Below are 12807 nucleotides of genomic sequence, written 5' to 3'. Positions count from 1 at the left end.
GGTCTGAAGGATGGGCTGGGTTCCCGCTCCCCGTTCAAGCCGGGGAAGGGCAGTCCCCCCCTTTGAAAAAGGGGGGAACTTTCACTCATCACTCATCACCCATCACTCATCACTCATCACGCCTTACGCCTCACGGCTCACGCATTCATCTCATACGCGCCCTTAAGCGCATAGACGTGGTCGTTCCAGACGGTGCCGAACCGGGCGGGATCCACGTGGGGCTTGCGGATCATCTTCTGGCACAGCTCCATCTGTTCGGGCGTGCTGCTGGGCTTGGAGTAGATCTCCAGGGCGAACTTGGAGAAGTCGCGGACCATGACGTCGAAGATCTGGTCCACCAGGTTCTTGTCCACGTCGTCCATGGCGGCCTTTTCCAGGATGAGCTGGCCGTAGGCCACCAGGGTGAAGAGCTCGCCCAGGCTCAGCAGGAAGTCGATGTCGCGGCTCTGTTCCTTGCTGGGCGGGGCGGTCATGAGGAACCGCTTGAAGGCGTCGATCTGTTCCTTGAAGACCGCCAGGTTGGGCAGGTCCATGCTGTCGTAGGCGATCCGGTAGTCGTGGAAGAGCACCTTGCTGAGACCGCCCGTGGGGCCCTGGTTGAAGAGGAAGTCGTCGTTGGCCGCATCGTCCCGCTTGGGGATTTCCGGGAACGGCGCGGGGTTGAAGAGGAAGTTCTTCATGAACTTCACCACCAGGGCCATGTTCACGTGCACGGTTCCTTCCAGCTTGGGAAGGGCCCGGATCTCGCGGGCCGCCATCTCGAAGTAGACGTCCTTTTCGAAGCCGCGGGCGGCGATGACGTCCCAGAGCAGGTTGATCACGTGCTCGCCCTCGGTGGTCACCTTCATCTTCACCATGGGGTTGTAGAGCAGGTAGCGGCGGTCTTCCAGGCTCGCGGAACGCATGTAGTCGATGGCCCGGGTGGAAAAGAGCTTCATGGCCGCCAGGCGCGCGTAGGCGTCCACGAAGAGCTGGCGGATGTGCGGAAAGTCGGTCACCCACCTGCCGTAGAGGTTCCGGTTGGCCGCGTGGGTGATGGCTTCATAGAGGGCGTGGGTGCAAATGCCGATGGAGCCCCAGCCCAGGTTGAACTTGCCCACGTTCACCGTGTTCAGGGCCGCGTCCCAGGCTGCCTGGCCCGTCGACAGGATGTCCTCTTCGGTCACCGGGTAGCCGTTCAGGGCGTATTCGGCCACGAACCCCTGCCAGGCCACCACGTTCTGGATGCAGTCGTAGGCCTCATGGCGCGAGTCCACGGCGAAGAAGACGTATTCGTCGGTTTCGCTGTTCTTGCCGAAGGTGGACACCATGGCGGCTTCGTTGCCGTTGCCGATGTAGTACTTGCCGCCGTCGGCCACGTACCGGCCGTTTCCCAGCGGGGTGAGGGCCATTTCGGTGGAGTAGAGGTCCGCGCCGTGGGCCCGTTCGGAAAGGCCGAAGGCGAAGATGTGGCCTTCCTTGAGAAGCTGCGCTGCCTTCTTCTTGGCCGTCTCGTTGGCGCTCATCCAGATGGGGCCCAGGCCCAGGATGGTCACCTGCCAGGTGTACCAGTAGGGCAGGCCGTAGAAGCCCAGGATCTCGTTCATGTCGCAGATGCGCCGGGTGTCCCAGCGGTAGGCCGGGTCGCCGCCGCCGTAGGCCGACGGGGTGAGGAGCGGTGCGAAGATTTCGTTTTCCTTCACGAAATCCAGGAAGTCCTTGTACCATACCATGTGGTGGTAGTCTTCCTTCAGCTTCGCCTTGCCCTTCCTTTCGAAGAACTCGATGGTCTTCTGCATGATCTCCCGGGAGCGGGGATCCAGATGGGCGTAGTCTTCCTTCTTGGGATGCAGCAACATGGTCTTTCCCTCCTTTTGATGGTCGCCTTCTCCGAGGCCCGGGCGGCCGGGCCGGGGCGGTGAGCCCCTTGCTTCGCATACAAACCGTGTGGTCAAAAAAGCGCACGCGGGCCGACGTCAGCCGATGAGATCCCGAAGGAGCCTCTTGAGGAGCACGCGTTCTTCCCGGGTGAAGTGGGCCAGGAGCTCTTCGTTGGCCTTTTGGCGTTCCCGGATGAGGTCGTCCTTGAGGGCGTCGGCCTTTTCCGTGGTGTAGAGGCGCATCTGGCGCCGGTCTTCGGGATCCGGGCGCCTTTCGATCCAGCCCGCGGCCTCCATGCGGTCCAGCACGCCGGAAAGCGTGGCCTTGTCCAGGATGAGGCATTTCCCCAGTTCGGTGGCCGTCATCCCCTGGCGGTACCAGAGGCCTTCCAGCACCAGGTGCTGCATGTTGGTGAGCCCGTAGGGCTGGAGGCGGGCCTTGAAGTCCGCGTGGGCCTTCTGGTAGGCCTTTCCCAGCAGGAAAACGAGGCATTCCGGAAGATCTTCAGGCAAGGCCGGCATGGCGTTTCCTCCTTCGCATGCGAACCATACGGAGAAACAAGCGCCGGGTCAATGGAAATGTGGAAACCGGAATTCGTTGGAAAAGATTGGGCGGGGGTGGAAAGGGCGGGGCGTAGGGAAGGCCGGGCTCCCCCTCCCGGAAGAAGCGGGAGAGGAAGCGTCGGCCCGTGCGAACTAGTAACGCGGTCCTCGGAAGGAGCGGTTATTGGTCCGAGGCTTTGCCTGGTTCACCTTGATGGGGCGGCCCTGCAGGCTGGCGCCGTTCAGAGCCTTGATGGCCTTGTCGGCGTCGGAGTTGGACGGCATTTCCACGAAGCCGAAGCCCTTGGACTGGCCCGTGTAGCGGTCCGTGATGATGTTGACGCTTTCCACTTCGCCGTGTTCGGCGAAAGCGGCCCGGAGTTCATCTTCGGTGACACCGTAGGCAAGATTTCCGACGTACAGATTCATTCTTCTTCCTTTGCAAGCGTGGTTTCGTCTCATGGTGCCGCCCGTTGACAACCACGAGAACTCCCGGGCGACATACCGCCCTAAACGGCGGCTCTTCGACGCACCCCGATCACTGTGACCGCCCGTCGGATGTCGCGTGAACCACATATTGTCGTCGAGAGAGGGATCAATAGGGGGTTCCGTGCCGTCCCGGAGGGTTGTGCCAGGATGTGAGAAGACCATGACACATCCCGGGGGGAGAGTCAAAGGAAATCGCCATCTGTCATGGAGCGCGGCCTTCTTTTCTCACGATCTCGATCACGGTCAGCTCCGGCGGGGAAAGGACGCGGATGGGCGGCCCCCAGGTTCCCGTGCCGCGGTTGGTGTGGAGGAGCGAGCCCCGTCCCAGGTCGTAGGTCCCGTTCTGGTAGCGGTATTGGAGAGCCACGAACAGGGTGAAGGGAAAGATCTGGCCCCGGTGGGTGTGGCCGGAGAGCTGCAAATCGAAGAGCCCCACCGTTTCCGGGCAGACCTGGGGCCGGTGCTTCAGATAGAGGGTGAAGAGGGACGGGGGAACGGATCGAAGGAGTCGCGTTTCCCGTTCCGGGCGGTTTTTCCAGGTGTCGTCGGATCCCGCCACGTTGAGCACGTCTCCCACGGTGACGGCTTGGTCCCGAAGCACGGTGAAGCCGGCGCGGCGCGTCAGGTCCATGGACGCCTCGATCCCGGCGTAATATTCGTGGTTTCCCACGATGGCCACCTTCCCCAGGGGGGGCTCAAAGGATTGGAAAAGCGGAAGGAGATGCTCCAGGGAGTGGGTGGCTCCGTCCACCAGGTCCCCCGTGGAGACGAGAAGGTCGGGTTGGACGGAGCGGGCCGCGTCCAGGATCTTTCGTAGACGCGCTTCCCGGCCCACCAGGCCCAGGTGCACGTCGGAGATCTGGGCCACCACGATGCGGTCCCGGCCCGGCGGCAGCTTGTGGGAGGCCACCTGGATGCGTTCGATGCGGATGCGACTTGCTTCGAAGGCCCCGTACAGGGTGAGCACGCCGGCCACGGCGATCACGGCCAGAGCGGCCGTCCGGCCGGGAAGGGCGGGAACCTGGGTGCCCGCCAGTCGGTTCAGGGTCCACGCGCCGCCGTTGACCACCCCGACGGCCACGGAGGCCCAAAAGCCCAGAAAGAGAAATCCCATCCAGGTGTAGCCCACATAGGCCAGGGCGCGCGCGGTAAGTTCGTGGCCGAGCCGCTCCAGCACCCGGCAGAGCACGGGGGCCAGGACCATCACCACGAGGAAGGCCACCCAGAGCCCCAGGAGAAGTTTTCGGTCGCCGAAAAGGATACGCACTCGGTGGTAAAAGACCGCGTGCATGGTGGTGTAGACGGTGAGGAAGAGGATCAGGAAGGTCCACATGGGGATTCGCCGTTTTGTCCTTTCAGATACCTAACACTGCGTTATGCTTTTTCATGATAAGGGTCTGACGGGCGGGCGTAAGGCCCGCCCCTACAAGAACGCATGGCCCCCTTGGGTAGGGGCGGGGTTTATCCCCGCCCGCCGCTCACTCGGTGGGAGAGACTCCAGAAGAAAAAACCGCTCAGTCGAGGAGGCTGTCCCACAATGGTTCTCCGACTTACAAGGCCGAGGAATTTTGGTCCTCCCTGTAGCCGCGGGGCTTCAGCCCCGCGGAAAGGGGCATCGCAACTCCATAAAGTGACAGGAAATACGCAATGGCCTATCCGACGGCCGGGGGTTCCTCTGCAGCCCTAAAGGGCTGCACTACGAGAAAAAAGGTCGTCCGCGGCGTTCCCAGACGGCCTCCTAATCGCCGGCGCGTTCCTTGGCCAGTTCTTCCGGACTCAGGGTCCAGAAGGGGGTTCCGTCCTTGGTGAGCCGCACCTTGAATTCGAAGTGTTCGCCCTTTTTCACCTTGGCGGCGATGAAGACGTCCTCATCGCCCACTTCGGCCCATGCACCGGTCACCTTGACCTTGTCCCCCACCCGGATGCCCATGGTGTTGGGGTCGATGAACCAGCGCGGGCCCAGGTGCACCAGGATCTCTTCCCCGTCCCTGTCTTTCACCAGCAGAGCCACGCCGGGGCTCATGCCCGGAAGCGGCACCACCTCCTTGATGTCCAACACGGTTCCCTTGAATTTGTCCCGCTCCTGGGGATCGTAGAGCCGGTCGTAGGCGCCTCCCCTTTCCCAGCCGCCCATATCCGCCGGCGGCTGAGCCCGTACGCCCTGGGTCCACGCCAGGGCCAGGCATCCCATCACGCAAAGAACAGGAAAGAGTCTTTTCCACCGTTCCATCGTCATTCCTCCCGGGTCTCCACCCATGCCCTTGCTCCCATATCCCAACGTCCCCTTAATCCTTAACCTAATCTGAGCGATTTTTTCTTCGGGTGTCTCTTACACCGCGTGATTAGCGGGCGGGGATAAACCCCGCCCCACCCAATGGGGCCGGGGCTTTTTGTAGGGGCGGGCTTTACGCCCGCCCTTCAGGAGCTGTCCATTAGAAAGAACCGTCCAATTCAGGCTTAATCCTTCAGTCCTTCCCTCTTCACTTGGTCCAGGAGGATCAGATGGTGGTAAAATCCCTTCCTTGCCATCAACTCCTCATGGGTTCCCTCTTCCACGATCCGCCCCTGGTCCAGCACCAGAATCCGGGATGCCTTCCGGATGGTGGAAAGCCGGTGGGCGATCACGATGCTGGTCCGGCCCGCCATGGCCCGTTCGATGGCCCGCTGGATCCGAATCTCCGTTTCCGAGTCCACGTTGGACGTGGCTTCGTCCAAAATAAGGATTTTGGGGTCCCGTGCCAACACCCGGGCAAAGGCGAGAAGCTGCTTCTGACCGGCGGAAAGATCGATTCCGCCTTCCCCCACGGAGGTTTCCAACCCTTGGGGAAGATTTTCCGCCAGGTCGGAAAGCTGCGCCAGGTCGAGGATTTCCCGGAGTCTCGCCTCGTCCGGTTCCGTATCCAGGCAGATGTTTTCCCGAAAGGTGCCCGGAACGATGAACACGTCCTGCATGACCAGGCCCACGCGGCGTCTGAGCCAGGCCGGGTCCAGGAACCTCAGGTCCATCCCGTCCACCCGGACGACCCCTTCCTGGGGATCGTGGAAGCGTTCCAGCAGGTTGATGAGGGTGGTCTTGCCGGCACCGGTGGGCCCCACGACGGCCAGGGTCCGGCCGGGATCCACGTGGAAAGAAACGTTTCGCAGAACGGGTCGGTCCGGGTCGTATCCGAAGGTGACGTTTTGGAAGGTCACGGATCCTTGGAGTTCGGCGGGTCGAAGGGGCGGATCCGGGGCCGGCAGATCCGGCCTGGTGTCCATGAGTTCGAAGATCCGTTCCGCCGAGGCCAAGGCCGACTGGACGATGGAGAACTTCTGACTCAGCTCCCGGAGCGGCTGAAAGAAGAGCCGGATGTAGGAAAGGAACGCCACCAGCACGCCCAGACTCACGGCCTGGCGCAGGGCCTGGCCGCCGCCGTACCAGATGATGACCGCCACGGCGGCGGAGCTGAGAACTTCGATGAAGGGGACGAAAAGCCCGAACAGATGGATCTGGTGCATGGCGGCCTTGCGATGGGCCTCGTTCAGGTCCCGGAACCGGTCCAGGGTGTCTTCTTCCCGCCCGAAGATCTGAAGAACGGACAGTCCAGCCAGCACTTCCTGCAGGAAGGAGTTGATGCGGGCCAGCCGGGTCCGAATGGTCCGGAAGGCCTCCCGGGCCAGGGCGCTGAACTTGAGGGTGGCTCCCAGCATGACGGGGATGAGGCAGACCAGGATGGCGGAAAGGGACGCATCCATCCAGAAGAGCACGGCCAGGATTCCCACGAGCCGGATGAGGTCGTTGAAGACGGTGACGATCACCGATGTGAACATCTCGTGCATGTTCTGGATGTCGTTGGTGAGCCTCGTGACCAGTTTCCCTACGGGATTGGCGTGGAAGAACGGGAGGTCCAGGCGGAGCACGTGCCGGAAGAGATCCTGGCGGAGCCGGTGCATGATGTTCTGGCCGGTCCATTCCAGCAGGAGAACCTGGAAAAATTCGGCCACGAAGCCCACCGCCATGAGGCCCGCAAAGACGGCGGCGAGTTGGGAAAGCCCCTGGAGTTTCGCGGACAAAGGAAGGCCTTGGGCCGTGATGTAGCGGTCCACGCCCAGGCGCAGCAGGTAAGGCAGCGCCAGATCCGCCGCGGAGATGATCAGGGAGAGGACCACGGCCAGGGCGATGTGGGGTCCGTGGGGGCGCAGGTAGGGAAAGAGGCGCTTCCAGAGGCGTACGTCCTGGATCTTTCCCAATTGTCCCTCTTCGAAATATCCGTAGCCGTAGTGCATGACGGGTCCGCCTTGGTTTCAGTGCCGGAGCGTCTGGTGCAGATAGATGGTGCGGTAGAAGAGGTTCCGTTCCATGAGTTCCTCGTGGCGTCCCTGGTCCGCCACGGCTCCTCGATCCAACACCACGATGCGATCGCAGTCCGCCAGGGCCGCCACGCGATGGGAGACGATGAGGCACGTGCGCTTTTCCAGGTAGGGTGTGAGGGATCTCAAGATGGCCCGTTCGGTTTCCAGGTCCACGGCGGACAGTCCATCGTCGATGAGGAGGATGGGGCGGTCCAGGAGCAGGGCGCGGGCCAGAGCGATCCGCTGGCGCTGGCCTCCGGAAAGCCGCACGCCTCTTTCCCCGATCCGCGTGTCGTAGCCGTGCTCCATGGCCAGGATCTCCTCGTGGATGGCGGCGGCCCGGGCCACCTGCTCGATCTCCTCCCGGGAGGCGTCGGGGCGGCCCAGGGCGATGTTGGCGGCGATGGTATCGGAAAAGAGCGTGCCGTCCTGGGGAACGTAGGCGATAAGCCTCCTCACGTCCGCCACCTTCAAGAGGTTCACGTCCGTTCCGTTGACCAGGTAGGCGCCGTCCTCGATGGGATAGAGCCGGGCCAGGACCTGGCAGAGCGTGGATTTGCCGGATCCGGTGGGACCTGCGAGGCCCGTAACGCCCGCCGGGAAGGCTAGCCGGACGCGGTGCAAGACCGGTTCCGGCCGGCCCGGGTAGGCGAAGGTGAGCCCGCGGAGTTCGATGGTCACCGGCGGGCGGGGCGGCGGAAGGGGCCGGGCGGGATCCCGGAGGGCTGGGCGTTCTTCCAGCAGGCCCTCGATTCGGTCCAGACTGGTAAGACCCCGCTGAAAGAGGTTCGCCACCCATCCGAAGGCCATCATGGGCCAGGTGAGCAGATGCAAGTAGGCGATGAACGCCACGAAGTCGCCCGTGGTGATGATCCCCTGGAGGGTGAGGCGCCCGCCGAAAAGGAGGACCAGAAGGAGGCTCGTGTTGGCGGTGAGTCCCGCGAAGGGGAAGAGGGTGCCCTGCACCAGGGCGACTCGCAGGTTGTTTCGGATGTAGGAGCGGCCCAGGGCGTCGAAGCGGCGGCACTGGGCTTCTTCCTGGGTGTAGGCCTTGTAGAGGCGGATGGAGGAAAAGGTGGAACGGGCCAGTTCCGTGAGCTGGGAAAAGAGCTCCTGGACCCTCAAAAAACGTTTATGAAGCCGTGCAGAAAGAAAGCGCGTGGCGAGGGCCAGAAGGGGCATGGGAGCCACGGCGACGGCCGTGAGGGTCGGGTGGATGTAGGCCATGAAACCCAGGGCCGCCGCGCTCATGATGACGGCGTCGGCGAAGGCCACCAGGCCCATGCCGGCGGCCAGTTGCACGGACGCCAGATCATTTCCCGAAAGGGCCATGAAGTCGCCGGTGGTTCGCCGGAAAAAGACGGTTCGGTCCAGAGAGAGGATGCGCTCCACCATGCGCTCGCGGAGGTCCCGTTCCAGAACGCGGGAAAAGCCCAGCAGCAGGACTCGCCACAGGTAGCGGAAGACGGCGATCACCAGGGCCAGCCCGACGATCAGAGCCCCGTAGAGAAACAGGCCCCCCTGGGTCATGCCCGGCCGTCCCAGGGCGTCCACCGCATGCTTGATCACCCGGGGGATCCAGACCTGGAGAAGATCCACGATCAGGAGGGCCGCGAAGCCCGCCGCCAGGCGAAGGGCGTGGTCGCGCAGAAAGGGCTTGAGCAGGCGGAGGGCGCTTCGGGGCGCGTGGGATGTGGAGGAGGCGATCATTCCGTAATCCGTAATCCGTGATCTGCGAAGAGTGATGAGTGACCAGTGATGAGTGACGAGAGGGGGTTCTCCTATGTTCAGGTCACTTTTGAGCGCGCCGGGTGCCGCGCCGATCCTCCTGTCCCAAAACTCGGCGGCGGTCCCGACGGGCGGGCATGAAGCCCGCCCCGACGAGAGCGCGTGGGCCTCTTGGGTAGGGGCGGGGGATTCCTCCCCCCTTTCTCAAAGGGGGGCTGGGGGGATTCCCCGGCCCGTCTCCTATCGTGCGGCTTGGGCAGCGGCTTCCGGCGGGGCCCAGTTTCGCTGGCGAAGCAGCCAGATGACGGCGTAGATCACCGGGGTGTCGATGGCCGCAATGGTGAGCTTAACGACCCACTGGCCCAGAATCAACGGCAGCACCGGCATGGAGCCGTAGAAGGCGATGGTGATGAAGACCACCGTGTCGATGAGCTGGGAGACGGCCGTGGAGGCGTTGTTTCGCAGCCACAGGTGCCTTCCCCGGGTGAGGCGCTTGAGCAGATGAAAGGCCCAAACGTCGTGGTACTGGCTGAGAAGATAGGCGGTAAAGGACGCCACGATGATCCGCGAGGTACTGTCGAGAACCGTTCGGAAGGCGTCGTCGTGGGGCCAGAAGCCGGCAGGGGGCCAGGCGATGGCAAGGCGCACCAGCACGAGCGAAACGAGCAGGGCGATGAAGCCTCCCAGAACGGTGGACGCCGCCCGTTCCCTTCCCCACAGTTCGCTGATCACGTCCGTGATGACGAAGGTGACACAGTAGGCCAGAACGCCGGCGGGCACCACCAGCCCGAAGACGGTGATGATTTTGCTGGCCAACACCGAAGCGATGACCAGGCTTCCCACGAAGATGCTGTTGAGTACCAAGAGTGCCTTCTGATCCCTGCTTTCCATGTCCTGTCCGAATCTCCTTTCGTTTCAGTCTTTCTTCGCGGCGCCTTGCAGCATGCGGGCGAATTCTTTACCCTTTTCGTGGGCCGTCTTCAAGTGTTCCGGATGTTGGAGCACGTCCCCTTCGGCGTCCACGCCCCGCACCAGCAGGGAGTCCCAAAGATCCGCTCCCAGGGCGTCGAAAAAGTACCGGGCCGTGAGGAGCACGCCATCGAAGAGTTTTTTGCCTTTCGTGGCTCCCGCGGCGATGAACAGGCCTCGTCGAACGAAATCCTTGGATCCGAAGGGGACCCCGTCGATCCAGTAGCGCTTCACCCACAGGGACTGGCACCGATCCATGAAGATCTTGGTGTGGGCGGAGACGGTGTAGAAGAAGATGGGAGAGGCCAGGATCACGCCTTGAGATTCCTGGATGGCCTCGGCCACCCGGTGGAAGTCGTCGTCGATCACGCATCGGCCGGTTTCCTTGCAGCCGTAGAGCTCCAGGCAGGGGGAGATCCTGAGGTCCCGAAGGAAGAATTCTTCCACGAGAGCGCCTTCTTGCCGTGCGCCCTCCACCGTTTTCCGAAGCAAAACCGACGTATTGCCTTCCCTTCGGGGACTTCCGTATAGTGCCGTGATCCTAGCCATTTTCCCCCCGCCCCTAAAACATTTGCGTTTATCGGCGTTCATTCGCGGTACTTTTTCCGTCGCTTTCATGGCTCGGAAAATTTTGACACCAAACCCGCCCCGTGTCACATAAAAAGGGCGGTGATTCCCGGGCTGTGGCATCGTAGCGCAGCCCTTCAGGGCTGCGAAGAGAGATCCCCGGGGCGGGAAAGAGCCCGCCCCGTGAAGAGGAGAACCATGGCGGATTCTTCCCGACGAAACGGCCGCCTGTCGCTGGGGAAACGGTTGCGGCGATGCCCTTCTTTTCGCTGCCTCGGGGTTCATCCCAACTGGGACGACTACGGCGGAGAAGAAAAGCGGGCCATCCGCTCCGCGGAAACGATCCACTACCCCAGCCGGCTTTACGAGGAGCTCTTTCGGGCCGCGGGGAAGAGCGTCTTTCCCGGAAACTACTACGCCTTCATGGGAAACAAGATCCGCCAGACCCAGCTTTTCCAGCTTCTGGGCGTGCCCCATCCCCGCACCGGCATCTACTATGGAAAGGAGCGCGAGGAAAGAATCCTGGCCGATTTTTCTTTCCCGCTCGTGGCCAAGACCCCGGTGGGTTCATCCCAGGGGCGGGGCGTGTGGCGGATCGGGGACAGGGGGACTTTGCGGGCCTATCTCTCGGCACACAACCCGGCCTACGTCCAGGAGTACCTGCCCATCGACCGGGATCTTCGCGTGGTGCTCCTGGCGGGCCGGGTGGTTCACGCCTACTGGCGGATCGCCCCCCCGGGCGATTTCCGAAACAACGTCTCCTGCGGCGGCCGGATCTCCTTTGACCGCATCCCCGAGGCCGCCCTGGATTTTGCCCGCTGGGTCGCGGCTCGATGCCGCTTCGACGAGGTGGGCCTGGACCTTTGCCTTCACGACGGACGGTGGTGGGTATTGGAAGCCAACATGGCCTACGGGCTGGAGGGATTTCGCCGACGGGGACTCGATGTCCACGAAATCTTTCGGGAACTGGATGAAGGAGGCTGGCTATGACCCGACCGGATCAGGCGGCGGAAAATCTTCTTCGTGTGAAGGAAAAGGTCCGTGATGCGTCCCGGGTGGTGGTGCTCACCGGAGCGGGCGTGAGCGCCGAATCGGGGGTGCCCACCTTTCGGGGGGCGGGCGGATTGTGGCGTCAGTACAAGGCCACGGACCTGGCCACGCCGGAAGCCTTCGCCCGGGACCCCCGGCTGGTCTGGGAGTTTTACAACTATCGCCGGGAGGTCCTGGCGCCCCTGGAGCCCAACGCCGCCCACCGGGCCCTGGCGGATCTGGAGCGGGCCAAGGAATCCTTCGTGCTCCTCACCCAGAACATCGACGGCCTTCACCAGGCGGCGGGTAGCCGAAACGTGGTGGAGCTCCACGGAAACATCTGGCGGGTGCGCTGTTCCCGGTGCGGGAACCGAAAGGAAGACCGCCGGGTGCCGATCCCCTATCCGCCCGTGTGTGAGTCCTGCAGCGGGATGTTGCGCCCGGACGTGGTCTGGTTCGGGGAGTCCCTAGACCCGGACGTGTTCCGCCTCGCCTACCAGGCCCTGGAAAGGTGCGACGTCATGCTGGTGATCGGCACCTCGGGGGTGGTGCAGCCGGCGGCGTCCATGGGTCTTTACGCCAAGGAAAACGGGGCGTTCGTGGCCGAGATCAACCTGGAGCCCACCCCTTACAGCCGGGCCCTGTCGGTGAGCCTGCAGGGCAAGGCCGGCGACCTGGTGCCCCAGGTGGTGGTATGAGGGCCTTGTGCATGTAATGTTAAAAAGAACCGCCAATGAACGCCCGCGGGCGGGGCTCCCGATCATGGGCGGTTGGAACCCTTCCGGCACAGGTAGTGATCGTTGAATGGGTCGTGGCTCATGGTCTGCACCTCCACCTGGGTGAACCCGGCCTGGCGCAGGAGATCGAGAGCGCGCTCCCGCCCCCACATCATGCCCAGCCCGGCGCCGCCGTCCACCCGGCCCACGGGCAGACAGTGCAGGAGGCTCACCGTGTAGAGAAAGGGCGCAAGGGGGTGGTCCAGGTTGTCGGCGTGGCGGCTTCCCGCCGCGATGTCCACCATGGAAAAGATGCCGCCCGGCGGAACGTGGCGATGGGGAAGAATCGTCCAGTTCAATGTGAAAGACAACCGCCAATGAACGCGAATGGACACAAATGGGTCTTTTCCATTGTAGGAGCGACCTTGGGCGCCCTCAAGTGCGAATCTACGGCCGCCGATATCTTTTACGGGAACGAAAAGCCTCTTCGGGAAGGGCGCTGCGGACGAACCATTCCCCGAACGAGTGCGGTTACACATCCGGCCCATCCGAGGAGAACCTAAACTGAGCGATTT

The 12807-nt window shown here is 63.1% G+C and carries 12 protein-coding genes; 2 read left to right on the top strand and 10 right to left on the bottom strand.

Annotation, left to right across the window (positions count from 1 at the left end):
- Window positions 1–137: 137 nt before the first annotated feature.
- From BUB04_RS03435 to BUB04_RS03395, 9 genes are all read right to left on the bottom strand, one after another.
- The gene (locus BUB04_RS03435; protein WP_073036968.1) at window positions 138–1838 is read right to left on the bottom strand and encodes an acyl-CoA dehydrogenase family protein; all 1701 of its coding nucleotides are present in this window, start codon (window positions 1836–1838) and stop codon (window positions 138–140) included.
- A gap of 117 nt (window positions 1839–1955) precedes the next feature.
- Window positions 1956–2381, bottom strand: a complete 426-nt coding sequence (locus BUB04_RS03430; RefSeq protein ID WP_073036966.1) for a MarR family winged helix-turn-helix transcriptional regulator — start codon at window positions 2379–2381, stop codon at window positions 1956–1958.
- Between the two features lie 174 nt (window positions 2382–2555).
- Complete coding sequence (gene rbp / locus BUB04_RS03425) at window positions 2556–2831, bottom strand: RNA-binding regulator (protein ID WP_073036964.1); 276 nt, start codon at window positions 2829–2831, stop codon at window positions 2556–2558.
- Window positions 2832–3093: 262 nt separating this feature from the next.
- On the bottom strand, window positions 3094–4224 hold the full coding sequence (locus tag BUB04_RS03420; protein WP_073036962.1) for a metallophosphoesterase: 1131 nt from the start codon (window positions 4222–4224) through the stop codon (window positions 3094–3096).
- 405 nt (window positions 4225–4629) lie between these two features.
- Window positions 4630–5121, bottom strand: a complete 492-nt coding sequence (locus BUB04_RS03415; protein WP_073036960.1) for a MamS/MamX family magnetosome protein — start codon at window positions 5119–5121, stop codon at window positions 4630–4632.
- 227 nt (window positions 5122–5348) lie between these two features.
- Window positions 5349–7157 carry an ABC transporter ATP-binding protein gene (locus tag BUB04_RS03410; RefSeq protein WP_073036958.1) on the bottom strand — a complete coding sequence of 603 codons (1809 nt, stop codon included), beginning with the start codon at window positions 7155–7157 and terminating at the stop codon, window positions 5349–5351.
- Window positions 7158–7175: 18 nt separating this feature from the next.
- The gene (locus BUB04_RS03405; RefSeq protein ID WP_073036957.1) at window positions 7176–8933 is read right to left on the bottom strand and encodes an ABC transporter ATP-binding protein; all 1758 of its coding nucleotides are present in this window, start codon (window positions 8931–8933) and stop codon (window positions 7176–7178) included.
- Window positions 8934–9191: 258 nt separating this feature from the next.
- Window positions 9192–9842 (bottom strand): queuosine precursor transporter, encoded by a 651-nt coding sequence (locus BUB04_RS03400; RefSeq protein ID WP_073036955.1) that lies wholly within the window; start codon window positions 9840–9842, stop codon window positions 9192–9194.
- Between the two features lie 24 nt (window positions 9843–9866).
- On the bottom strand, window positions 9867–10469 hold the full coding sequence (locus tag BUB04_RS03395; protein WP_073036953.1) for a flavodoxin family protein: 603 nt from the start codon (window positions 10467–10469) through the stop codon (window positions 9867–9869).
- A 216-nt stretch (window positions 10470–10685) separates the two neighbouring features.
- Here BUB04_RS03395 and BUB04_RS03390 point away from each other — a divergent pair, with 216 nt between their 5' ends.
- Window positions 10686–11477, top strand: a complete 792-nt coding sequence (locus BUB04_RS03390; protein WP_073036951.1) for an ATP-grasp domain-containing protein — start codon at window positions 10686–10688, stop codon at window positions 11475–11477.
- Entirely contained in the window at window positions 11474–12214 is a 741-nt protein-coding gene (locus BUB04_RS03385; protein ID WP_073036950.1) for an SIR2 family NAD-dependent protein deacylase, read from the top strand. Before BUB04_RS03390 ends, BUB04_RS03385 begins: the two co-directional genes overlap by 4 nt.
- A 62-nt stretch (window positions 12215–12276) precedes the next feature.
- On the opposite strand, the gene BUB04_RS03380 is transcribed toward BUB04_RS03385, so the two are convergent.
- On the bottom strand, window positions 12277–12627 hold the full coding sequence (locus tag BUB04_RS03380; RefSeq protein WP_178371892.1) for a hypothetical protein: 351 nt from the start codon (window positions 12625–12627) through the stop codon (window positions 12277–12279).
- Between the last annotated feature and the right edge of the window lie 180 nt (window positions 12628–12807).

The organism is Desulfacinum infernum DSM 9756 (assembly GCF_900129305.1).
Classification (GTDB): domain Bacteria; phylum Desulfobacterota; class Syntrophobacteria; order Syntrophobacterales; family DSM-9756; genus Desulfacinum; species Desulfacinum infernum.
Note: the sequence above shows the minus strand (reverse complement) of the source record. Positions and strands in the feature narration are given on the sequence as shown.

Bases quoted from the DNA above. Each gene is read 5' to 3' on its own strand.
- BUB04_RS03435 (WP_073036968.1), bottom strand. From the start codon at position 1,838: ATGTTGCTGCATCCCAAGAAGGAAGACTACGCCCATCTGGATCCCCGC.
- BUB04_RS03430 (WP_073036966.1), bottom strand. From the start codon at position 2,381: ATGCCGGCCTTGCCTGAAGATCTTCCGGAATGCCTCGTTTTCCTGCTG.
- rbp (WP_073036964.1), bottom strand. From the start codon at position 2,831: ATGAATCTGTACGTCGGAAATCTTGCCTACGGTGTCACCGAAGATGAA.
- BUB04_RS03420 (WP_073036962.1), bottom strand. From the start codon at position 4,224: ATGTGGACCTTCCTGATCCTCTTCCTCACCGTCTACACCACCATGCAC.
- BUB04_RS03415 (WP_073036960.1), bottom strand. From the start codon at position 5,121: ATGGAACGGTGGAAAAGACTCTTTCCTGTTCTTTGCGTGATGGGATGC.
- BUB04_RS03410 (WP_073036958.1), bottom strand. From the start codon at position 7,157: ATGCACTACGGCTACGGATATTTCGAAGAGGGACAATTGGGAAAGATC.
- BUB04_RS03405 (WP_073036957.1), bottom strand. From the start codon at position 8,933: ATGATCGCCTCCTCCACATCCCACGCGCCCCGAAGCGCCCTCCGCCTG.
- BUB04_RS03400 (WP_073036955.1), bottom strand. From the start codon at position 9,842: ATGGAAAGCAGGGATCAGAAGGCACTCTTGGTACTCAACAGCATCTTC.
- BUB04_RS03395 (WP_073036953.1), bottom strand. From the start codon at position 10,469: ATGGCTAGGATCACGGCACTATACGGAAGTCCCCGAAGGGAAGGCAAT.
- BUB04_RS03390 (WP_073036951.1), top strand. From the start codon at position 10,686: ATGGCGGATTCTTCCCGACGAAACGGCCGCCTGTCGCTGGGGAAACGG.
- BUB04_RS03385 (WP_073036950.1), top strand. From the start codon at position 11,474: ATGACCCGACCGGATCAGGCGGCGGAAAATCTTCTTCGTGTGAAGGAA.